Annotated in this window: 18 protein-coding genes and 1 pseudogene; 4 read left to right on the top strand and 15 right to left on the bottom strand. The window is 46.5% G+C overall.

Annotated features, from left to right (window positions below; translation table 11 throughout):
• Positions 1–69 precede the first annotated feature (69 nt).
• From LZU85_RS05260 to LZU85_RS20985, 9 genes and pseudogenes are all read right to left on the bottom strand, one after another.
• Complete coding sequence (locus LZU85_RS05260; protein WP_419795957.1) at positions 70–1,032, bottom strand: helix-turn-helix transcriptional regulator; 963 nt, start codon at positions 1,030–1,032, stop codon at positions 70–72.
• Entirely contained in the window at positions 1,029–4,127 is a 3,099-nt protein-coding gene (locus tag LZU85_RS05255; RefSeq protein WP_237286568.1) for an efflux RND transporter permease subunit, read from the bottom strand. The genes LZU85_RS05260 and LZU85_RS05255 overlap by 4 nt, the downstream gene beginning before the upstream one ends.
• Positions 4,124–5,344 carry an efflux RND transporter periplasmic adaptor subunit gene (locus LZU85_RS05250; RefSeq protein WP_237286567.1) on the bottom strand — a complete coding sequence of 407 codons (1,221 nt, stop codon included), beginning with the start codon at positions 5,342–5,344 and terminating at the stop codon, positions 4,124–4,126. The genes LZU85_RS05255 and LZU85_RS05250 overlap by 4 nt, the downstream gene beginning before the upstream one ends.
• Positions 5,334–6,215 (bottom strand): ABC transporter six-transmembrane domain-containing protein, encoded by an 882-nt coding sequence (locus LZU85_RS05245; RefSeq protein WP_237286566.1) that lies wholly within the window; start codon positions 6,213–6,215, stop codon positions 5,334–5,336. Before LZU85_RS05245 ends, LZU85_RS05250 begins: the two co-directional genes overlap by 11 nt.
• Positions 6,216–6,552: 337 nt before the next feature.
• Positions 6,553–7,323, bottom strand: coding sequence for a TerC family protein (locus LZU85_RS05240; RefSeq protein WP_045595235.1), 771 nt, complete (start codon positions 7,321–7,323; stop codon positions 6,553–6,555).
• A 218-nt stretch (positions 7,324–7,541) separates the two neighbouring features.
• Positions 7,542–8,537, bottom strand: a complete 996-nt coding sequence (locus LZU85_RS05235) for a 2-hydroxyacid dehydrogenase (protein WP_039554146.1) — start codon at positions 8,535–8,537, stop codon at positions 7,542–7,544.
• Between the two features lie 392 nt (positions 8,538–8,929).
• The gene (locus LZU85_RS05230) at positions 8,930–9,460 is read right to left on the bottom strand and encodes a nucleotidyltransferase family protein (RefSeq protein ID WP_237286565.1); all 531 of its coding nucleotides are present in this window, start codon (positions 9,458–9,460) and stop codon (positions 8,930–8,932) included.
• Positions 9,461–9,473: 13 nt separating this feature from the next.
• Complete coding sequence (locus LZU85_RS05225; RefSeq protein ID WP_419795956.1) at positions 9,474–9,638, bottom strand: hypothetical protein; 165 nt, start codon at positions 9,636–9,638, stop codon at positions 9,474–9,476.
• Between the two features lie 147 nt (positions 9,639–9,785).
• A pseudogene (locus tag LZU85_RS20985) lies at positions 9,786–10,158 on the bottom strand (zf-TFIIB domain-containing protein).
• Positions 10,159–10,795: 637 nt separating this feature from the next.
• Here LZU85_RS20985 and LZU85_RS05215 point away from each other — a divergent pair.
• From LZU85_RS05215 to LZU85_RS05200, 4 genes are all read left to right on the top strand, one after another.
• A complete protein-coding gene (locus LZU85_RS05215; RefSeq protein WP_011080067.1) occupies positions 10,796–11,119 on the top strand; it encodes a helix-turn-helix transcriptional regulator in 324 nt (107 codons plus the stop codon).
• Positions 11,113–12,444: a type II toxin-antitoxin system HipA family toxin gene (locus LZU85_RS05210; RefSeq protein ID WP_237286563.1), complete on the top strand. Its 1,332-nt coding sequence runs from the start codon at positions 11,113–11,115 to the stop codon at positions 12,442–12,444. The genes LZU85_RS05215 and LZU85_RS05210 overlap by 7 nt, the downstream gene beginning before the upstream one ends.
• A gap of 375 nt (positions 12,445–12,819) precedes the next feature.
• The gene (locus LZU85_RS05205) at positions 12,820–13,401 is read left to right on the top strand and encodes a class I SAM-dependent methyltransferase (RefSeq protein ID WP_237286713.1); all 582 of its coding nucleotides are present in this window, start codon (positions 12,820–12,822) and stop codon (positions 13,399–13,401) included.
• A 14-nt stretch (positions 13,402–13,415) separates the two neighbouring features.
• The gene (locus tag LZU85_RS05200; protein WP_237286562.1) at positions 13,416–16,322 is read left to right on the top strand and encodes a DEAD/DEAH box helicase family protein; all 2,907 of its coding nucleotides are present in this window, start codon (positions 13,416–13,418) and stop codon (positions 16,320–16,322) included.
• Positions 16,323–16,612: 290 nt separating this feature from the next.
• On the opposite strand, the gene LZU85_RS05195 is transcribed toward LZU85_RS05200, so the two are convergent.
• The 6 genes from LZU85_RS05195 to LZU85_RS05170 all read right to left on the bottom strand — a co-directional run bounded on the left by LZU85_RS05195 (position 16,613) and on the right by LZU85_RS05170 (position 22,744).
• Complete coding sequence (locus tag LZU85_RS05195) at positions 16,613–16,933, bottom strand: hypothetical protein (protein WP_237286561.1); 321 nt, start codon at positions 16,931–16,933, stop codon at positions 16,613–16,615.
• 111 nt (positions 16,934–17,044) lie between these two features.
• Positions 17,045–18,514, bottom strand: coding sequence for a serine/threonine-protein kinase (locus LZU85_RS05190; protein WP_237286560.1), 1,470 nt, complete (start codon positions 18,512–18,514; stop codon positions 17,045–17,047).
• On the bottom strand, positions 18,511–19,113 hold the full coding sequence (locus tag LZU85_RS05185) for a hypothetical protein (protein WP_237286559.1): 603 nt from the start codon (positions 19,111–19,113) through the stop codon (positions 18,511–18,513). Before LZU85_RS05185 ends, LZU85_RS05190 begins: the two co-directional genes overlap by 4 nt.
• The gene (locus LZU85_RS05180; protein ID WP_207805466.1) at positions 19,061–20,746 is read right to left on the bottom strand and encodes a helicase HerA domain-containing protein; all 1,686 of its coding nucleotides are present in this window, start codon (positions 20,744–20,746) and stop codon (positions 19,061–19,063) included. The genes LZU85_RS05185 and LZU85_RS05180 overlap by 53 nt, the downstream gene beginning before the upstream one ends.
• Positions 20,736–21,893: a hypothetical protein gene (locus tag LZU85_RS05175; protein WP_237286558.1), complete on the bottom strand. Its 1,158-nt coding sequence runs from the start codon at positions 21,891–21,893 to the stop codon at positions 20,736–20,738. The genes LZU85_RS05180 and LZU85_RS05175 overlap by 11 nt, the downstream gene beginning before the upstream one ends.
• Before the next feature lie 2 nt (positions 21,894–21,895).
• Entirely contained in the window at positions 21,896–22,744 is an 849-nt protein-coding gene (locus LZU85_RS05170) for a hypothetical protein (RefSeq protein ID WP_237286557.1), read from the bottom strand.
• Position 22,745 lies beyond the last annotated feature (1 nt).

Below are 22,745 nucleotides of genomic sequence, written 5' to 3'. Positions count from 1 at the left end.
AGTGTCCGAGTTTGCTCAATTGCAAACAGGTTCAAGAGGGATGGAGGGTGAAAAACCGTTGCCTGCCGCCTAGACCAATACAGGTAACTGGAATGAGAAGGTTACCCCTTCCATATCCGATGTATCGACATGGCGAATCATCTCCACCAAGTAGCCATTGAGATCCAGCTGCAAACCCTGTTTTTCCGCCGCATCAAACAACGCCTCTAACGCCGTGCTGTACGCAACATCGGAAGCGAGATAAACCTCGCTACATAAGTAGTATCCTTCTGGGATCATTCTATCGTAACGCGCTTTGGCCACTTGCCAGTTACCAATTTCAGCGTCAATCGCATCCCACGCATTCTCCACTTGTTTGAGCGGTAACGTGCTCATCAAATGTGTCGACTTTTCACCATACAGCTCAAACACGCTGTCCCAATCTGCCGTCTCCAATTTGAGTTTTTGCATACCCCGCTGCGGATACCAGACAAGTTCGGTTGGCATTGCTTGCGCCAACTCTTTTTCCATCGACGCCTGCATCCCCGGATGCGCTAACTGTTGGATGAAATCCAACGTCTCCTTGGGTGTCGCTTGCGAACCCATTTTTCGAATGTGTTTGGCGGTCACCCCAAGCTCGCGTTTCAATGCCTTGGCCAACGACTGTGATGATGAAAAACCGCAGTACAGCGCGATGTCAATCACGCTCCACTGCTCGTCGTTCAGCAGCAGGCCAACCGCAACTTGCAACCGGACTCGACTGAGATACTGGCCAGGCGTTTCGTTAAACAACTCGGTAAATTGACGATGAAAATGATAGGGAGAAATCGCGCTTTTCGTAGCGATTTCTTCCCACGTTCGACGCTCGCTCCACTCTTGATGCATTAAGTGAAGCGCGTGCGTGAAGCGCTTTTTCAGGTGCTCTGGTAACGATTCGAGTAGGGCGATTTCAGGGACGAGCTGAAAAACGGGTTGGTTTTCGGGCATCATGACGTCGCTGCACTTGGGATAATTGAACTCACTATCGCCCGTGTGTTTTATAAAATCAATCACGAATGCTCCACAGACAGCGTTTCCAGTGATTCACGCTCAACGATGGGAGGCTTGCGGCAAAAAAGTCCCAACAGCACCGGAATCAGGATCAGCGTCACGGCAGTGGCAAACAGCTCACCAAACACTAAAGAGACCGCTGCGGGCTTTAAATACTGAGCCTGCTCTGCGGTTTCACTGAGCAAAGGCAACAAGCCACACACGGTGGTAATGGTGGTGAGAAAAATCGCTCTCAAACGGCTCGTCCCAGCCGTGACTAACGCCTGCTGCAACGGAACACCTTGGCGGTATTCCTGATTAAAACGGGTGATCAGGACCAACGAGTCATTGATCACGATGCCGGTCATGGCCATCATGCCAAACATGGACAAGATGCTGATGGGCAAGCCCATCAAGTAGTGGCCAAAAATCGACCCCGCAAAGCCAAACGGGATCACGGCCATGATGATCATCGGCTGCCAATACGATTTCAATGGCACCGCCAATAAGATGTAGATCATCAGTAGCGTCAGTATCAACGCCGATTGAAAGCCCGCGGAGACTTCCCCTATTTCTTCAAATTCACCGCCCGCTTTGATCGTCACGTTTGGGTATTGCTGATGAAGAGCATTGATCGTTTGCTGGAGCTGATCTCGAGTTTGTTCAGGTGATTGCAGATTGCGATTTTGTTGCCAATAGAGATTGATGACTTGCTCTCGGTTGCGGCGGTACAGTACTTGAGGCTCTTGCTCATGATGCAACTCCGCGATATCACCGAGCATCACACTGCCCCCCGTCGGTAGCATGATGAGCGTTTGCTGCAACTGAGCCAAGGTTTTACGCTGTTCACGAGGGTATTGCAGTAACACTTTGGTCTCTTGCCCATTTTCCAACAGTCGGTGAATTTCTCTTTCACCAAACGCTTCTCCGGCAAGTTGCGCCAGTTTCGCTTGCGTTAGCCCAAGTTGCTGACCATAGAGGTTCAATACCAAACGGACTTGTGGCACGCCATTTTGGCCATCGTCGTACACATCCGAGACCCCTTGCAATGATGACAGCGCTTTCTTCAACTGCTTGCTCACACGCGATGCAAGCTCACGGTCATCACTTGAAATGGTGAAGAATGTCCCTCCGGCTGGCTCCTCTGCCGCACTAAACTTGACGGAATACGCGCCCTCGATCTGCCCAGTGCTTTCTCGCCATCGTGTCAGCAACCCATTGCCTGGCAACACACTGAGCGATTCGCTGGTCAGTTCCGCCGTCACTTCGATGTCCCCCTGTCCGTCAGACCATGCCAGCAAGTTGACAACGGGCTTCTGTTGCAGCGGATAATCCACCATGACACTTTGCTCCACCTGTGACATCGCCTGCTCCACTTGCAGCAAAGCTTTACGCTGCAAAGGCAAAGGTGCCCCATCTTCCAGCTCAATCACTGCGCTGAGATAACGGCCCGGGATTTCAGGGAACAATGCACTGCGAATGGTGCCGTTGAACCACATCCCGTAAGCCAATATGAGAGTGGACACAAAACCAAGCAAGAACGCCACTTTGTAGCGCAGCGCGAATTCAAGCGTCGGTTGGTATAGCTTGATATTAAATCGCTGTAAGCCACCTTGAGCGAAGGCTTGGACCTTGCCAACAATGCCGAGTGATGGGGATTTGCTCGAGAGCTCGGCCAAGTGTGATGGCAGAATGAATTTGCTTTCGATAAGCGAGAAGATTAACGCCAAGATCACCACCGCCGAGAAGCCAGCAAACACTTTGGCCAACTCGTTATTGATCCACAACATCGGCGAAAACGCCGCGATCGTCGTCAGCACACCAAAAACGGTGGCCACGGACACAGAGTGCACGCCCTGCCACGCCGCGTTTTTACCACTGAGATGGCTCGCTCGTTTTTCGTGGATCGCTTCTCCCACCACCACCGCATCGTCCACCAGCACACCGAGTACCAAGATGAAGCCAAACAAGGTGATGTCATTGATGCTGTAGTTAAACCACTGCATGGCCGCAAGCGTGCCAGCAAGCGCAATTGGGATACCCATGGCCACCCAAAAGGCGAGTCGGATTTCGAGGAAAATCCCCAATAAAACGACGACAATCAGTAAGCCTTGCCACGCATTTTCACTTAGACGAAACAACTGGTCTTCAATGTAGGGCGCCATATCTGCCATGGTGTTCAAGGTGATGTCCGACGGTATGATCGCTCGCTGAACATTGAGCGTTTCTTCTATGGCCTCACTCACTTTTAGCAGGTTGTCGGTTTGGCTGGTGCTCACCAAAAGCGCGATGGCATTAGCCCCATTATTTCGTACAATGGCACCACTGTATTGATAGCCTCGGCTTATCTTGGCGATGTCACCTAAGCGTATTTTGCCACTGCTGCCTGACATCACCACCAGTTGCTTGAGCTTCTGCAAATCATCCGCATAACCATCGCCACGAATCACGATTCGCCCCACATCACTAATGAGTTCACCGCTGCGCGCCTCAAGTGAACTCTGTTCAACTAAACTGGCTAACGTTTCCAAGCTCAATCCTAATGCCTTAAGTTGTTCGGGATCAGGCTCGACGATGAGTTGTGAGGTTCGAGTTCCCCAATTTGAGACCTTTGAAATGCGTGGGTGCTTTTTTAACGCCTGCTCAAGCTGCTGGGCAATGGGTTGCAACTCGTCATCCGTTCTTGGCCCCGACACCACCACAAACGCCGCCAAATTGGTAAAATCGTTGCGCACCACTTGTGGCTTTTCCGCCTGCACCGGAAAGCCATTAATCGCATTGACTTGGTTGCGAATGTCATCCAACAGCGAATCTAACTCCGTAGTGCTGGTTTTGCGCACAATCACTTGCGAAAGACCTGCACTCGACTGGCTGGTGATCTGCTTGATACCGGCAATGCCGCTGATCGACTCTTCAATTCGTTGTGTCACGCTCTCGTCTATCTGTTGCGCCGTGCCGCCAGGATACGCCACCGTGATGCTGATTGATGATGGGGCGATTTGTGGGAACGACTCAACGCGCAGTTGCCCGAACGCGAGCACACCGCTCACGACAATCGCCATCATCAATAAGTTGGCAGCAACAGGATTGGTAATAAACCATTTGGTCATCCAACTCATTCGTTTGACTCCTTACTTATCGTCTCTTCCGCGCTGAGTGACATTTGCTTCTCTAAGCTCAATGGCTCTGAAGCAACGCGCCCAACCATCATGGTGTCAGGGTCCTGTTCAGAAACCACTGGCGCGACTTGTTTGCCACTTAGCATCGACGCGAGCGGGTATTGCACCACTCGACGCACCTGCGCACTTTGCGCATCAAATCGAATGTTGAGCTGCTGGTGACCTTGCTCGATGAATGTGACTGACTCTTTACGTAAACGATCGCTGCTGTCCAGCGTCCAGACATACCCGTCTCGAGTCATTGCGCTTAACGGAACGCTAACCACATTCTCACTCAAGCCTAAATCGATCTCCGCCTGAACTTGTTGGTTGGGATACAACTTCGCTTTGTTTTGATAGGGAGATTGAACCGCAAGCACCACCTGCCTTTGACGAGTGCTGGAATCCACCAACGGAGAAACATAGCGCACCTTAGCAGGCCAGCGATGGCCAGCACGGTTCACCACGCTAATACTCGGCTCCGTGAGTGCCACTTGAACTTGCTGCCAGTGCATTTCTGAAATGGGTAACTCAACGTCAATGGAGTCGCTGGCCGCGAGTTCAAACGTCACTTGTCCCGCTTCGATCCACTCTCTGGGGCTGATATGACGCTTGATGATCACCGCATCAAACGGCGCGGTGATCACCGACTCTTCCAATAATTTCTGCGCACTCACATAGGCTTGTTTTGCTTGAGTGAGGTTGGCTTGCGCCGCCAGCACTTGGGGTTCTCGACGAGCAAAGGAGGAACTGGTTTTGCTGTTCAACATTTTGAGCGCCACCGTTTGTTCATGCAGAGCCTGCTGCAACTCCAGTTCGGCTTGTTTCACAACACTCAACGATTGCGCTAACGTTGCATTCACCGCGGCGGTATCTAGCCTTGCTAACACCTGCCCCTGTTTAACCAAACTCCCCGGTTCAATCCGCTCATCCAACCATTTTAATTGCGCACTGCTGGAGGCTTTCAACTGTACTGGCCAACGCGCTGCGGTTATCCCCAATAGCGTTAACCTCGATTGATGAAGTGACGGAGTCACTTCCAGTACCGACACTGGGCTAAGTAGTGCCTGTTTTTCTGCCGCTTCGTTCGGTTCAGGGGCCAGTTCATCCACCACCACCAAGGCCATCAAAATCGCCGCCAAACCAACGAGCACTGAGAGTGGTTTTCTAAATTTCATAGGGCATCTCCTTTTGTGGCAGGGCGCTGTAATTGAGGCGCTGACTTATCTCCGTCAAACGTGAAAGGGTTTGCAACGTGATGGGCAACATCACCGCGGTTTCGACAAACTCGAGTGAGTAAGTCACAATCGAGAACACTTGGCCTGCGGTCGGTTCAACCAGTAAGCTCACCATCCATAAGTTCGCGATGACCGCTCCAAACAAGGTCATAAAGATCAGGCCGTACACCACCGCCTCGGTATCCGACAGCTTGATTTCGCATTGCTTTAAACGTTCAAAGTGCCCCCTGAGCGCAGACAAGCGAACCCCGCTAAGCAACTTAACCTGCTGCTCGACTTGATCATTAAATTGGCCGTTGAGTTGGGTAAACGTGCGGTGGAACGCACCATAGATAACGAGCATCAGTAACCCAGAAAAGAGCATGCAAAGTGCCAAAGAAAAATGGAACGTAGAGAGAATCACCAGCGTCGCGACAAGCTGCACAACCGCCGTCAGTAAGGAGGGCAAATCTTTCTCGAGGAAATCCACCAGCTCGCGGGACATGGTCAAGCGTGCGTCTTTGGCCGAAATAGGCAAATCACGCAAATTGCGCTCAACCAGATTGGCCAGCTTTACCCGAATCGAACCATACACTCGAGTGTCGTAAAAACGCCGTGCAACACTAATGAGCACCAGCACCAAAAGCAGCAGCGCCAGCAGCATCAAAGGGTGATAGCGTTGGTTTAATACACCATCAATGGCGTAACCAATAAACAGTGGCAGCAAAACGAGCATGACGTTTTCCGCCAGCACCATGATCCAAGTCGCGGCAACCTTTAAGGGATGAAACCGAATCACTGTCAGCAAAGAGATGGGATGTTTGAGAGGCATGATAGGCACCATAAATGAACATGGCGCCAGTATGACCAATTCGTCTAGCTAAAAAGTGTCCCAAATTGCTCTCTAAGCGGATTAACATCTGTCGTGTCTTTAAGAGGCAAGCTTTCTGGAGACAAAAGCACTCAACTCTCTCCCGAGCCGTCTCTTGTCTGCCTGTCTCTTTCGTCTTTTTCTTGTCATCCTCGCGCAGGCGGGGACCCATCCTAAAGCGTTCGCGAGAAGGACGGAGTGGCATTGGTTCAAGCCGTTTTATCGATATTTTTGTAAGACTTTCTCAACGTAATAAGGCCCCTTTCGGAGCCTTACTTCATAGCCTAGTTTTAGCGTTTTACCCTCGGATAAGATCGCCTTGAATAGACACGTTTAACGGACGAATACGACGAATATTCACCTTTTGCTTTTTCTTCAACTGAATGTGGCAAAGCTCTAATATCAAACCAAAAGCCATCGCGAAGTAGACATAGCCTTTATTCACGTGAACTGCGAAACCTTCGGCCATGAGCAACCCTCCCAATAGGATCAGGAAAAGTAACGCCAAGGTTTTGAAACCTGGGTACTTAGTCACCACATGGTTGATCTTTTCAGCCGTTAGCACCATCACCACTGCCGAGGCTAAAATGGCGGCGACCATGATAGGCACTTCATTGGTCAGGCCAACCGCCGTGATAACGGAGTCCATAGAAAAAACGGCATCCACCGCTACAATCTGTAGCAATACCACAGCCAAACCCGTTCTGACGTGGGTGGAATGTGCATGCTCATGCTGTGTTAACCAAGACCACAACTCTTTGGCACTTTTAGCCAGTAAGAATGCGCCACCAGCAATCATGATCACATCACGGCCAGTGAATTCAACATCTTGAAATGACAAGATCGGTTGCGTTAGAGACATCACCCACGAGATGGAAAAGACCAACACGATACGCGCAGAAACCGCAAGGCTAATACCCATGTTACGAGCAAACTTGCGTTGTTCAGGTGGTAATCGTTCACACAAAACAGAGATAAATACGACGTTATCTACGCCAAGTACAATCTCCAAGGCAAACAACGTGGCAAAAATAACCCACGTTTCGGGTTGCATGAACAGTTCTAACATAGGGGAAACTCCACATCAGTGGAATTCAGAAGGGTGTTTCGTCGACTGGGGTCGTCCATTAAAAAATATACCTCTATTGCTTAGGGACATTTAGTAAATCAGCAACCACCTACCTTGGCAATGGGGCCAGTTGTAACAAAGCGTAACACGCCAAAAAACAATAAAAGCAGTGCCACTCAATAAGAGTGACACTGCTTCACACAACCCATCAGCGGCCGTTATTCCACCAGCTCATTGCCAGAGGTGTTGCCAGCAAAGAAAGCCTCGACATTGTTAAGCGTTACCGAGGCAATATTGTTCAACGCTTCATGCGTTAAAAAGGCCTGATGGCCAGTAAACAAAACGTTGTGGCACGCAGACAAACGGCGGAACACATCATCGACAATCACATCATTCGATTTGTCTTGGAAGAACAGATCTTTCTCGTTGTCATAAACATCAAGGCCCAACGCACCTATTTTGCCTTTTTTCAGCGCTTCAATCGCCGCTGCTGAATCAAGCAATTCACCGCGGCTCGTGTTGATGATCATCACGCCATCTTTCATCTGTTCAAACGAGTGTTCATTGAGTAAATGGAAGTTTTCTTTGCTCATCGGACAATGCAGTGAAATCACATCGGCACTTTGGTAAATTTCTTGGAGAGTGGTGTAGCGCGCGCCCATTTCGATGGCCAGCGGATTTTCATAAGGATCGTAGCAAAGAATCTCCATCCCTAATCCTTTTAGAATCCGCATCGTCGCAAGGCCGATTTTCCCCGTACCAATGACCCCAACGGTCTTGCCGTAGAAATTAAAGCCAACTAACCCCTCAAGCGAGAAGTTGGCATCGCGAGTTCGCTGATAGGCTTTATGCAAGCGACGATTCAGACACATCATCATGCCAACCGCGTGTTCCGCTACCGCCTCTGGAGAGTACGCTGGCACTCGCACCACTTGCAAACCCAGTTCTTTGGCCGCCTGCAGATCGACTTTATCAAACCCAGCACAGCGCATCGCAATCAGCTTTGTGCCACCAAGCGCTAACTGCTCAAGGACAGGGGCAGATAGATCGTCATTGACGAATGCACAGACCACATCACAACCTTGAGCCATTTTGCTGGTTTTTAGCCGCAAGCGAAAATCATGGTAGTGAAACTCATACTCTTTGTTGCCATTCACTTTATTAAACGAGGCTTCGTCATAAGATTTCGCGCTAAAAAAAGCGATCTTGATCATGGTGTTCTCCTTCGTCGGCCAGTTCTCTCGCACTTGCCTTTTTATTACGGCTTACAGCAAACATTGCGCTATTTGCTTTGTTATTACCAACCCTGTTTTACCTATTGATTTTTGAGCCATTTATGACTAATAACTGAGCAAAGATTGAATAATATAGTTCGATAAAACATTGGGTTAACGCCAACTATACTCCTTTCATCGGCAAAAAAAACACTGTAAAAATTGTGCTTAAAGAGGAGGGAGAATTGATAGGCCAGTCATGGCAACGATTGACATATCAAGTTCAAGATATGTATGTGGTAACTAATCATATCGCTCAACAAAAAGCGTCGTTGGCAAAAATATCTCTAAGATATTAGAAAGCATCCATACCCGTGTTGATGGCCACCACGTTACAACACCACCACTAACTTGGGCCAGCGCGCCAACCACCCTTTTGAAGTGACGCGCTGTTCAAACGTTGCCAAACAACGCTTTGGATTGTGCGTGATATGCCCACGAAATAGAGATTCAAGCCCAAACGCCGAAACACATTCATAGTGATCCGCCGCCACTTGCCGAACGGCCACCGCCGTTTCTTTCTCTGGCCAATAACGCATGGCATCTACCGCGCTTTGATACGGCTCATCACCGTTACGAAGATGCATTTTGGCTTGATTGCGAACCTGCCAATTGAACTGCGGCATACGCGCTTTTAAATGCGCTTCATATTGCAGATAAGCATCGGGGTTTGACTCTGTAGGATCAAAGTAGATCACATCAACATCATTCAAGGGAGTGACGAAACCGTGTAATGAATCCCACACCAAATTTCGCACAAAGCCTGCGGCAATATAACACTGAGGTAATGACAACTCGGCCACATGGCCTAACGCCTCTGTTCTCATTCGGTCTTCTTTGATGAGGGCAATGAGCTTATCCATTTTCTTACACACGTTATTTACTGCGCCAAAACATGTTCAACAAACGCTGAACATACGTTGAAAAATCTGTTTTTCCCTCAAGATAATAGTCCGCATTTTCACGATCATTCTGAGCAAAATCGTCGTAAAAATGCGCAAAGGCAAGCTCAAGCTCTGGTGAAGGGACAACTAATTCCATGTTGTTTGCTCCGTGATGGGATAATAAGAACCAATCTGATCTTGGTCGCCGTATCTTCCAACGTCCATGCATCAACATCAGCGAGTTCCGATCCCTTAGCTAACTATACCAAGCGATGGAAACCCGCCTCATTATCTGATGTGAAGTCTACAAGCGTTCAACTAGGCCAAACTTTTTGAAAAAGTCAGAAAGGTCGAGAGTGGCTAAATCTTTGAATTCACCTGCATCATAGAAACGGCCTTTACACGTTGGGCAGCTTTCAAACCAAATGTGAGGCTGTTTTGGATCAACTAAGCCGCAGTAACTGGTTGTTGGGGCAAACCGGGCAATTGATGCGGTCAATCACGTTAAATGCTTTACCGATCTCTTCATCACCTGAATCGATGACATCTGCAAGAGGTTTCATCGCTTCAACTTCATAAGCGTCAATCCACAGCCCTTTACACTCCGTGCATCTTTCTACATCACCTAGCGGTGTTTGAAGCTGTTCAAAATCAGAACTGCATTTTGGACATTTCATGTTTGTTCGTTCCTTCTATTCTTTGTTTGTTCACTATTTTTCTGACAATGGGTTAAGAGGGGAAAGGCACCACAGCGGAACATTCTACAAATCTCTTTTACCAGAGCATGTTACAGCCGAAGATTATACCATGTGTTACGAATCCTTTTCATAACCAAGAGCAATTTATTGTCGTACGTTTATATCAAATAATAATGAAGACATGAAAGCCGATAGAAAGATTGACTAGCACCACCTTAACAATCACCTGTCACTTTTAACGTGTACCCACAATTCAAATCGGCACCCTTGCGATAATTAGGCATTCAACTTCGTTTCAGTCATACCAAGCCCTGTAAGCTTGTTCAGTGCTGCCTCTGATAGAGAGCGCATGATAGCCATGCCGCCTTTTCAATTCTTGTTGGAGCCGTTGAGCTTCTGGTAACCCCTCCAAAGAGCCTTCCATCACTCCCCTCTAGAAGAGATTTTCCACAAACATCACAAAGTCCAAAAATAGTTACTTTACTAGACTTAAAGATACTTAATGTCACCAAAATGGAACACTAAAGGCAATCATTGACAGTACCAACATAAGGTCCTAAATTAAGGACATTACACAGACAAAACACAAACAATGAAACCGAAATAGGACTTTAGAGTGAAACATGTAACAGCCGCAGCATTAGCAGAAGAGATCGGCGATAGGTTGAAGCAAGCTCGACTAAATCGAGACCTAACACAATCTGAAGTTGCAGAAATTGCTGGCATTGCCCGCAAAACGGTTTTGAATGCAGAAAAAGGAAAAGTGCAGCTCGATATCATGATTGCGATATTAATGGCATTAGACCTTACAGAACAAATTGATCTCTTTATCCCTAAACAAGAAATTTCTCCCTTACAGCTGGCCAAACTGCAAGGAAAGAAAAGGCAGAGAGCCTCTGGACAGCGCAGTAATAAAGATGAGGAAACACCAGAATGGTAATGGAAGTCCTTACAATAACTTACCAAGACGATCTCGTTGGCGCTGTGAGTTTTGACACTGAAAAGGGACTTGGGTCATTTGAATATGATCCCAGCTTTGTAAAAAAGGGGGTCGAGCTGTCTCCAATCAAAATGCCATTATCGAATCGTATCTATCGCTTTCCCGAATTGGATTTCAATACCTTTAAAGGACTTCCAGGTTTAATTGCTGACTCCTTACCCGATGATTTTGGTAACGCGGTTCTCAACGCATGGGTTGCAAGTCAGGGCCGTTCACCAAGTGACATTACACCACTGCAACGCCTCCAATATACGGGAAAGCGAGGCATGGGCGCTCTTGAATATGCGCCAGCGACAAAGTTACGAAGTTTAAATGCTTCACAACAGGTAGAAATCCAATCGCTCGTTTCAATTGCACAAGAAATCTTAGATTCACGAGGTAATTTTGAAGTAGAGCTCAAACAAAATGGCCAAGACGATAGAGAAGCAATGATGTCTTTATTATCTGTTGGTATGAGCGCGGGCGGCGCAAGACCGAAAGCCGTAATAGCATTTAATGAAGATTTTACTCAAGTCCGTTCCGGCCAAACCAACGTGCCAAGTGGGTTTACTCATTATTTGATGAAGTTTGATGGTGTTAGTGAGCATAACAAAAATCAAGAAACCTTCGGTGACCCATTAGGTTATGGAGCAATGGAGTTTGTTTATCATTTAATGGCCAACGAATGCGGTATCGATATGATGCCATGCCGCTTACTCCATGAAGGCAATCGACGACACTTTATTACACAGCGGTTTGATCGAATTAAAAATAGTAAGGTACACGTACAAACGCTAAACGGTCTTGCCCACATTGATTATAAAAAGCCAGGGTCATTCTCTTACGCAGAGTTATTTGGCATTGCCAGACAGTTGAAGCTTTCCGCTGTTGACGCTGAGCAGCTATTCAAGCGCATGACGTTCAATATCATTGCTCGAAATCATGACGACCACTCAAAGAACTTTGCCTTTATGTTGAAACAAGACAGGCTAAAAAAAGACAAATGGTCTCTCGCACCAGCTTATGATTTAGCCTATAGCTATAAACCAGGTAGTAAATGGGTGAACAGCCATTGGATGAGCTTGAATGGTAAAAGAGATAACTTTACACGCAGTGATTTCTATAGCTTAGAGAAACTAAGCCCTATTTTTAACAAGAGAAAGATCGACGACATTATTGATACAACGATTGAGCACGTATCAACTTGGCCTCAGCTTGCTGAGGAATGGGATGTACCAAAAACACTAATAGATGAAATACAAGAAAACTTGCGGCTCGATATTTAGTGAAGTGGCTGTATACAAAAAGGATGGTCTCTTATTTAAGGCCATCCCGAACCAAATCCAAAAATGCATTGCTTTTGTGCAGATATGAACAAAGGCCTGTATTGGGAAAACTCTAAAAACGCGGCCAATTTTAGTAGACCACTACAGCCTGACAATGAACGAGCATCTTCAAATCACCGTAACCTGTACCGTTCAAGAAAAATTCTTTGATGAATATTTTTCTTAATTTAGTGTCATTGGTGTAAGCGACAAAACCGTTTCTCTTAAACAGAATCAATAGGTTAATATCACGCAAACGGCAGTACCACGTGGAAGAAAGAGAACAGATAGTGCAAAATAGTCTCTTTCAATGCGCTGGCCGTCCGCTCCATGAACATCACCGACCAATATTACACCAAGAATGCTCAATCTTTCTTCGAGTCGACCGTAAGCGTCGATGTTCAGAAACTGTATGACCAGTTTCTTCCACATCTGAATCCACATAGTGCAATTCTTGATGCGGGGTGTGGTTCTGGGCGTGATTCCAAACATTTTAGAGATCTAGGCTTTAAAGTGACGGCGTTCGATGCCAATCAAGCCTTGGTAGAACTGGCTTCTCGCCATTTAGGACAAAACGTCATCCATGCCAAGTTTGACACCTTCAGTGCAGAGTCAGATAGTTTTGATGGAATTTGGGCTTGCGCCTCTTTGCTTCATGTACCAGACCAAGAGTTAGCGGCTACCTTTTTAGCGCTAAGTCAGTTATTAAAACCGCAGGGTATCTTTTACTGTTCATTCAAATATGGCCAAGCGGCTCAAGTACGTAACGGACGTTTTTTTACCGATATGGATGAAAACAAGCTACAAGCAACACTCACTACATCACCTTTAACGATCAAGCAGACTTGGATCACGTCAGACGTAAGAGCGGGTCGAGAATCGGAACAATGGCTCAACGCCATCCTTATTAGACGATAGTTAGGAAAGAGTCGATGCCAAATCAGTCGCTTACTCTCAAAGACAGCTTATTAACCACTGGTGGTGAAGACCCTCTGCTGCCGCAGTTGATCCACGCGATCAACCATGCGACCGAGATAGAGATTGCAGTGTCCTTTATTCAACCCTCTGGTCTAGACTTGCTTCTACCAAGCATTCACGAGGCGATTGAACGAAAAAAGTCACGCCAACAGGCCTTAAAGCTGCGCATCCTAACGTCAGATTACCTGCACATCACTCATCCTATTGCGTTGCGTTCTCTGATCGAACTAGAAGGAGATGAGATAGAAATTAAGATTTTTGAAACCAATAACCGCAGTTTTCACCTCAAATCGTACATCTTTGTTCGCAGCGATGAAGCTCGTTCCATTTACCAAGGAGCTGCTTTTGTTGGCTCTAACAACATCAGTAAAACCGCACTCACCGATGCCCATGAATGGTGCCTACGTTTAGATTACCAGCAACCAGACAACTCCCCTCAAGCGGCGCAGTTTCACAATATCCGAACACAGTTTGACAAACTGTTTCATCATCCATCTGCCATATTGCTGACGGATGAATGGATTGACAGCTACATCAGAAGAAGAACACCACCCAAGCTTTCAGCAGTCGGTGATACGACGCTATTGGATAACGAAGAATATTCACCCAACTCGGCACAGTTAGACGCATTGCAACGACTCAGCGAGACTCGTCAAAAAGGCAATGTTCGTGGATTGGTTGTGATGGGCACTGGCATGGGGAAAACTTGGTTATCTGCGTTTGATGCGAAACAACTGGAAGCAAAGCGAGTTCTGTTCGTTGCTCACCGCGAAGAAATTCTGACTCAAGCACTGATGACTTTCGCTAAACTTTGGCCCCAAAAATCCGCAGGCTACTATCACGGTAAGAGCAAACAAAAAAACAAAGAGATGCTGTTTGCCTCAGTGCAGAGTTTAGGTAAAGCAGCACAACTCAAACACTTTTCGCCCGACTACTTTGATTACATCGTGGTTGATGAATTTCATCATGCGAGCGCCAAAACGTATCTTAATATTCTCAATCACTTTGAACCTAAATTTTTACTCGGGCTAACTGCTACTCCAGAACGTACAGACCAAGCGAACATCCTCTCACTTTGCAACGACAACTTAGTGTTTGAACGTAACTTAGTGCATGGTATCAATGATGAAATTCTTGTGCCTTTTCACTACTACGGCATCTGGGATGACTCGGTCGATTATCAAGAGATCCCATGGCGAAATGGTAAATTTGACCCCACCGCCCTTGACGCCCAGTTTGCAACCACACGACGTGCCAAACATATTTTTAAACATTGGCAAAACAGGCAACAAGCTCGCACCTTGGCGTTTTGTGTATCCAAAAAGCACGCTGATTTTATGGCGCAGCACTTCAATCAAACTTTTGCAGATAAAGGCTTGAGGGCGCTTTCTGTACACAGTGATTCCTCCATTCGTCGTAATGAAGCGTTAAGCATGCTGGATAAAGGAGAAATTCAAATTCTCTTCTCGGTTGATCTGTTCAACGAAGGGACTGATTTACCCTCAATCGATACCGTGCTAATGCTGCGCCCGACTGAATCCAACATCGTTTTCATTCAACAATTGGGCCGAGGACTTCGTCGTAACAAAGGCAAATCACACTTGGTGGTATTGGATTTCATTGGGAACCATCGCTCGTTTTTGAACAAGAAAGACATTTTAGGGATCAGCACATCAAGCTCACTCGAACAGTTGAGTGATAAGTCACAAACACGGCCCGAATTAGGCAAAGGTTGCTTTACCAACATCGATCCGAAAATCATCGATTTTTGGCAAACGCTGACAAAGCAGCTTCGCTATTCTGCTCAAGAAGAATTTGAACATTTGACCAACCATTTGGGTCATAGACCTCGTGCAGTCGAGTATTACCGAGCAGGTTACGACCTTGCCAAAGTGAACAAGCAGCACGGTAGTTGGCTAGAGCTGGTCGCAAGTATGGACAAGGATCCGGAGTTAGATTACCTAGTTCGCGAACATCGTGACTTCTTTGCCAATGCCATTCAAAAAGCAAGCATGACCAAGAGTTTTAAAGCGATATTACTTGAAGCCTACCTCGAGCTGGATGGGTTCAGAGATGCTCCAAGTATTGAAGCGCTCGCTAGTAAAAGTTGGCATGTGCTCTCTCGTTATCCCAAGCTAAAGGCATCCGATCTGTCAGAGATCAACCAACGCTTAACCGCAGACTCTCAGGCATGGTTGAAATATTGGCTTAGTAACCCTATCAACGCATTTGTAGGTGGAAACAAAACCAAGAGTCGAGTTTGGTTTAAGCTTGCCGACGGAAAGCTCAAAGCAGACTTTGATGTTGCCCCACTCCAGCAGCAAGCATTTCATGACTTTGTCAAAGAGCTCGTGGACCTACAACTTGCTCAGTATTCAGACAGGCCACCTAAACAGACCCATCAAACAGTGGCACAACCGACCACTCCAGCAGAGGCAGCCAATGAAGGAACCTTGTTGCCCTACTACCCAAACCTTAAGATCGCTTGTGGTCATTTTAAGACTGGATCTCACGAAGAGGTTGAACACATCCCCGTTGATATGGCTAACCTCAATCCTCAAAAACATTTCTTGGCCAGAGCCTCTGGCAATTCGATGAACGGTGGCAAGACACCCATTTTAGATGGCGATTTGCTGTTACTCGAGTTTGTGACGCCAATATCCGCTGGCTCCATTACAGGCAACACCATGGCTATCGAAATCCAAGATAGCTCGGGCGAGAATCAGTACCTACTACGTGTCGTGCAGAAGGATGCACAAGGGCGCTACTGGCTAAAAGCGAACAACCCAGATTACGAGCTAATGCCAGCCAATGACTCGATGAAGACATTTGCGAGGCTGAAAAAGGTTATGACGCAGTAACTTCATTCATTATCGTATGCATTAGAAAAACAGCGTGGGTATTACTTTGGGTATTACTTGAGACAGTAGATTTGGTTGGATGAATCCGGAAGAATACGGACTGTAACTTATTGATTTTTAGAAATTTTAGACAAGAAAAAAGACGCCCTAGGACGTCTTTAAACTTGAATGGAGTGAGACAGCAGACTTAGACCCTCAACTTATTGATTTTTATTTGAAATTAAAATAATTAAATTTAAATGTATTACCTTGGGTATTACTTAAAGCAAGCCATAGCAATTAGTCAGACTTCATGAATTAAATCTAAACTTCATACTTCCACTACAGGCAAATCCATCCCCCCTATTGGCGACATATAAACAACCAAAGTCTGACTCTTCTGGGTCAAAAACAAGCGCTATCTCTCCTAATTTATCTGATTTACCAGGTGCATCATGAGCATTCTGAATGAGCTCAACTAAGAAGCGCTCACCGTAATCGTCTGATACATTGAGAGACAGGTTTCTAGCACCTTCATAAACGCGAGATTTACCACGCGTTGATAAGTAAGCCTCAATTTCATCAAGTGATTTTTGATTTATAGCTCGCTGAACATCAGTGGGATTTAACAAGGCAATTTCCTTTGAAGATGTATTGCGTATGAGAAGTCAGCCTAAGTACTCCTAAGAGGGGTCAAGCCCCTCCTCGGTATGTTTCAATGCTCAGCGTGAGTTAAAAACGCATTAGAGTAAACCTAGGTTCGAATACAGTTTTTTCTTATCAGCCAGTTGCGCACAATCGGGGAACATTCGCAGGGTGGCTTTGAGATAACCGACCGCACCAGAGTAATCCCGCATTTGCTCACAAACCTGAATCAATTGAGTAAGCACGTGAAGCTTTCTTGGCGTGGCTTGGTTAACCTTTTCTAACAATGCTCTCGCTTCTGGATACTTGGCTTCAAGACCAAGAATGGAAGACTCTAAATACATAGTCGCAGAGTTTTCTTCTCCGACTTGTTTTCTCTGAAGCAACCAAAATTGAGCTTGGTTAATATTTCTTAACTGCAGACTTGCCTTAACAATCAGCTCATACAACTCAGCAGATTGAGTAAGCTTTCCCTCAAGTAAGCATGACCTATTGTTCTCTACCACTTTTTCAAAGTCGAAGAGCCTATTGTCCCGGTACAACGCTATCAACTGCTGGTGGAGAGCTTGAAGATCCTTACTACGGCTGTACTCTTGAGACGCTAACTGAGCTGCTTTCTTGTATGACTGTTCAGCCATCGCCTCAAGAACCGCACTCGACCAATCTTGATCTGGTTTTGACTGAAAAACAGGAGCGGTAGCTCCAATCTTCAACTGTTTCTGTGTCGCTGCATCGAATGCAGACATCAAAGCCGAGATAGTTGAAAAGCGCTCCTCCGGTCGTTTTTGCATACACGTGAGTACGACTTGCTCCAAATCCGCATGGATAGAACTATTAATCTCGGTAGGACGCTTGAAAGGTGCATGGCGCTGGACTTGGGCAGGGGTATCATGAGGCAACTTACCTGTCAGCAGCTGATATAGCAAAACACCTAAACTATAGACATCCCCGAGCAATAGCTCTTCTAAGCTCCCTCTTCGACTATCCACGTTAGAAAACTCAGGCGCGGAATACAACACTGTTCCACCGTTTTCCCGAGTACGAACATATATTTCTTCCGGTAACGCAGAACTACCAAAATCGGTCAGTTTGACCAGATCTCGTTCACCAACAAGGATGTTATGCGGTTTTATGTCTCCATGTGAGATAGGGACAGGCAATTCAGATAAATACTGAACAGCACAAAGCACTTGTCGATAAATTCTGAACAACCTTTCATAGGTTTGGCCAAAATTGCGCTGTCTATCATCAAGCTTTTGCGCCAATGTTTGACTAGGGAAATACTCCATTTCAATATAGAACCACTCATTATCGATTCGGCCCATATCAAAAATTTGTACAATGTTGTCGTGAGGTTCTACCTGCAATAACTCTTTACCCTCAGCGAGCTGACGGTCTTCCCTAGTTATATCTTTAGGTATTTTTACAGCAACAATCTGGCCATCATGCAAGCGCTCAGAACGCCAAACCCAGCCATGACTGCCATCACCAAGACATTCGAGCAATAGGTATTTGTCACCCAATCGCTTGTTTGTACCCGGTAAAAAGTGTGCTGATTTTACATTCATATCAACACCTCATAGTGAATTCTATCCAAAGCGATAGTGTTTAGATTTTTAACAAACAGGAAACGGCTAAACACGACTTCAACATCGTTCGATGCCCTTACTTGGGTTCCCGCGGATGAAGTAAACCCTGAGCGGCATATCTCTTTAAGTTTTTTCGTATCAGGAGTATTCACAAGCCCCTGACTCCAAGCACTTAGCACCAAACTTTTCGGTGAATACTCCCAACGTTGAGCAGCTTCCATTAAGTTCTTCAATTTCTCTTCAAGTTTTTGCTGGCCTCGGGAAGTGCCATCAAAGCGTTCAAACTCAATTAAACACATTGGTGTTGACGCGTTTTTATCAAACCAGCCGGAATCTGAACGAATATCGGCTCCAGAAGTGCCTGGAGCCGGGCACTCCACTACTGCCATATAAGATTGCTCATGACCATACGTATTCCAAACACTGCAGCCCAGACTATGGACCAGAACATCTTGATCCAACAATTCTCCGCTAGTCATAAGAGGAAACGCTTCTCTTACCCAAGAAAGGGCTGGCATGGGGAGATTAGCCATTAAATGAACCCCAAACTCGCAATACTTCTGGAGACTCACCGCCATGAATAAGCGCCTTGCTACCGACCTTAACAAGTAATGGGGCCGGAATAGAACGACCACATACCAAAGCTTCACCGGTTGATAAACTCGGTAACTCATCCAGGTCGGCCTTGCTGACCATATCGGAAGCTTTAGCAATAAAACGCTGATCGTCAGGGTTTTTCAAACGCATAGTAATTAACGTATTGCACTGAGAGGTCACATCTGAGTCCAGTTTAGATGGGCGCTGACTCACAATGCCAAAACCGACACCAAATTTACGGCCTTCACCAGCAATTTTCTTAATGATCCTGTGACTTACTGCGTTACCACCAGCTGGCGCAAAGTTATGGCCTTCCTCGTAGACAATAAAGCAAGGGCGAAGTGGGTCTGTTTTGCTTGAAGCCGCTTTTAGAATCTCACTGGAGAGCAGAGCACAAACGACTTGCTTCGCGGTATCACTCAAGCCTTGTAAATCGACAACGACCAACCGACCTTGTTGATTGCTTGGGCGACCGACCATTTTATAAATGTCAGTTGGCTCAGCCATCGTTGCACTGTAAAAGCTCTGAGCTTCATTTAGCACTCGAGAGAGCTTCATTGAGGCAACAGCAGCGCTTCGACCTGACAAAGCTTTAGCTTCCGCTTCAGAGAGGTCGTCCCACTCTTTTAGCTCTTCAATGCCATCACCTAAAAAGTAACGTAGGCGGTTTATATCACGAGGTTCTGTCTTATCCACCGAGCGCCAATAGCGAATAGCCACATCCAACACACGCTGTTGCGGCTCGCTTAGCCCAGGTAAAATCTCGGCAATATCATCCATTTCAAAATGGTCGAATTGAAGCGCAAGTGGTGTGTTTTTGCTGGCATATTTGTGTTTAAAAGATTCATGCTGTGGTGAGAAAACCTTAATGCCCGCACCTGCAGCTTGTAACTTTTCAAAAGTATGTTTAATCAGAGGCAATGCTTCTTGATCGCGCTTATCGTCTGTTGCATCCAAAAGACTAGAGAATTGCAGATTACCACCAGCCAGAGCTTTGCCGTATTCTCCGTGAGGGTCGAACACCACGACAGTACCATTGTTAACGGCAACCAAGCGCTCAATAATACGACCAACTGTGTAAGACTTACCTGAGCCCGTCATCGCTAGCACAGCCATGTGCTCTGTCACTAGCTTATTTACATCAATAAAGACCGGAACCGTATTTTCACCTTTGTCGTAACCAACCAAATTACCCAGGTGCAAACTGGAGTGCTCATTGAACTCGTAAAAGTCACTCAAAAACTGAAAATCTACGGTTTCAACTGCAGTACCGGGATTAAGCGGGCGACGCGGGATCTTGATCTGACGAGAAACAGGATCGCGGTATCCCACCAGCTCTACCTGCGCAAACATGTTCTCACCAGTCACATTCGCGCCTGGCAACAACTCAAGCTCAGTCACGCCATCACCAAAGCCTGCGTTGTAAAGCATATTGGTTCGGCTGATCTTCGTTACACGACCTAATACGGCCACTTGCCCCTCGTCTTTACGCTCTTGGTGCATAATCCGCACAAATTCACCACGACGCACTGAAAACGAGTCTTGCACCACCATAGTTAACTGGCTGGCATCGCCGGTATTCCCGACTAATTTACCTAAAACTTTATAAGCCATTGTTCAATCCCTCATCCAAGCCAGCCAACCAGCCTGCTTCAATATCATTATTTTTAAGTGCACCGTGCAAACCTTGACGGTAAAACTTGGCAAACTTCGGCAAAATGCCAAGCTGCTGGTAGCCTAGTAATTGCGGCAAAGGCATGGCATTGCCTTTGTTCTGCATATCAAGCACCATCAATCGAGATGCCACTAAATCAAGATCTGCGCTCTGCCAATCAGGTTCATCACCAGCTAGCTGCACCATTTTGATTTGGCCACCACGCGCGCTGCGAAAATGAAAGCCAATAAGGCCTTGCTTCGCTTCGACGCTTGGTTCTATGCGGTTCTCTTGTTCAGATAAACGAAATGCAATGGTCCGCGAGTAGTTGCCTAAAATGCCATTAATAAAACGTAAATCCCCAACACCCACTAAGCTTTCGTCCAGTCCAGCCAAATTTTGCATTAACTCACTAGAGAAACCGTCCGAATCTAAAATCTGCTTTCGCCCTTGCTCAGTACGTAAATCTTGTTTGGCAATACTCACAATTGCACTAAAACGCTCGGCCAAAATGCTTGCTAACACCACTCCCGTCTTATTCCATGGGAACAGCTTTGCACGGTGGTTTTGCCAGAAGAATTCTATTGCTCGCTTGGTTTTGTCATATTCCTGCTTGTGGCGAACATTCCGCTCCAGTGGCGCCATATCGCGAGCTAAGAACAGTGGGGTATCAATTAAAATTAAATCACAGCGCTCTTGGCTCAAGAGTTGTTTCTCAACCAGCTGATACGCTTGGCGAATTTCAATCAGGTCAAGCCGCTTTCGTTGCGCTTCGAAATCAATATCATCCAGTTCAGATACTGAATCACAACCAGAAGTACTGACCTTGTTTTCTTCTATCAACAAATCTGTTCGTACAGCTGCGCTGGCATAAATAAAGCCCCCCAGAGCTTTATCTAGGCACGATTTAGTGGCGATACCCGCCACGCTTAAATTCACTACCGTGGGCTTAGGAACAGCCTTGACTAAACCAGCATCACGAAACAGTGGTGCTACCTGCTCAATATCGCGAATTTGCTTAAGTAAACGCCCAGCACTGCCTGGTAAGCGGAGCTGACTGTCTATGGCAAGTGATTGCGCTAAATTCATTGTTTTATTTTCATTCATGCTTATAGCGCTCCCGTATCTAACTGCTCGCTGAGTAGCGGTGCATAAGCCCAATATTGCGAGGCTTGTAAGCAGGCTTTGCCCGATTCAGTTAATCCTGCTTCATTGATAAAACCATGCTGCTGCAATGTTTCGCTCCGCTTGATGGCATCAAGACTATTTACATCGAACATCAACTTAACTGTGTCATTGTCAACAAGTGCCGCTAGGCTCTTACCGTGCCCAGCGTAAAGCAGCAACAGAACAACCAAGTCGTAATTGTCAGGCAAATACGCCGCCAATTCTGCTTTTTCCTCAGCAACAGGAGTTGCGACGCCCGCATGATCAACGAACCAGTTTAGCCAGCCTACTAAAGCTTCTGCATTATCAAGCAGATTTAGCGACCACAAAGGCAAAGTCGTGACTGCAAACAAACCACTATTGCTGTGTTTTCGGACATAGCGAGTATGTACCACTTCACCCGCCATATGCTGCCTGTGATCCGCACTACCAGCAAAACCAACAACGGCTTGGTTAGTTTCACTTGCCAGCACTGCCGTTAATCCTGAGTCTTCAGAGATCAGGCTAGCGGGTGCAAATGTCCAATCCAGCGTTGGTTGCAGTTCGGCAAACTCAACATGCTGTTCGGGCTGCGGGTTAATAACTAAAGCCGAACAACCCGTTTGCATCGCCCATTGGAACAAGCCAATTAAAACTTGTTTCTTGTTCAACTCTTCAGCTTGCACCAACAACAAACCGCTGGCTGGTGGCGAGCTAAGCCACTCCGTATCAAGTGGTATTGCTCCTACAACCGTTTGTAAAAAGCGCCCTTTACGATTGCTAGCCAATGCCGACGATAAATAAAAGCTCATC

The organism is Vibrio floridensis (assembly GCF_021852965.1).
Lineage (GTDB): Bacteria > Pseudomonadota > Gammaproteobacteria > Enterobacterales > Vibrionaceae > Vibrio > Vibrio floridensis.
The sequence above is the reverse complement of the archived record's forward strand: the minus strand, read 5'-3'. Positions and strand labels throughout refer to the sequence as shown.

Coding starts and splice junctions, on each gene's coding strand:
- LZU85_RS05255 (WP_237286568.1), bottom strand. CDS start 4,127: ATGAGTTGGATGACCAAATGGTTTATTACCAATCCTGTTGCTGCCAAC.
- LZU85_RS05250 (WP_237286567.1), bottom strand. CDS start 5,344: ATGAAATTTAGAAAACCACTCTCAGTGCTCGTTGGTTTGGCGGCGATT.
- LZU85_RS05245 (WP_237286566.1), bottom strand. CDS start 6,215: ATGCCTCTCAAACATCCCATCTCTTTGCTGACAGTGATTCGGTTTCAT.
- LZU85_RS05240 (WP_045595235.1), bottom strand. CDS start 7,323: ATGTTAGAACTGTTCATGCAACCCGAAACGTGGGTTATTTTTGCCACG.
- LZU85_RS05235 (WP_039554146.1), bottom strand. CDS start 8,537: ATGATCAAGATCGCTTTTTTTAGCGCGAAATCTTATGACGAAGCCTCG.
- LZU85_RS05230 (WP_237286565.1), bottom strand. CDS start 9,460: ATGGATAAGCTCATTGCCCTCATCAAAGAAGACCGAATGAGAACAGAG.
- LZU85_RS05225 (WP_419795956.1), bottom strand. CDS start 9,638: ATGGAATTAGTTGTCCCTTCACCAGAGCTTGAGCTTGCCTTTGCGCAT.
- LZU85_RS05210 (WP_237286563.1), top strand. CDS start 11,113: ATGGTAATGGAAGTCCTTACAATAACTTACCAAGACGATCTCGTTGGC.
- LZU85_RS05200 (WP_237286562.1), top strand. CDS start 13,416: ATGCCAAATCAGTCGCTTACTCTCAAAGACAGCTTATTAACCACTGGT.
- LZU85_RS05190 (WP_237286560.1), bottom strand. CDS start 18,514: ATGAATGTAAAATCAGCACACTTTTTACCGGGTACAAACAAGCGATTG.
- LZU85_RS05185 (WP_237286559.1), bottom strand. CDS start 19,113: ATGGCGGTGAGTCTCCAGAAGTATTGCGAGTTTGGGGTTCATTTAATG.
- LZU85_RS05180 (WP_207805466.1), bottom strand. CDS start 20,746: ATGGCTTATAAAGTTTTAGGTAAATTAGTCGGGAATACCGGCGATGCC.
- LZU85_RS05175 (WP_237286558.1), bottom strand. CDS start 21,893: ATGAATGAAAATAAAACAATGAATTTAGCGCAATCACTTGCCATAGAC.
- LZU85_RS05170 (WP_237286557.1), bottom strand. CDS start 22,744: ATGAGCTTTTATTTATCGTCGGCATTGGCTAGCAATCGTAAAGGGCGC.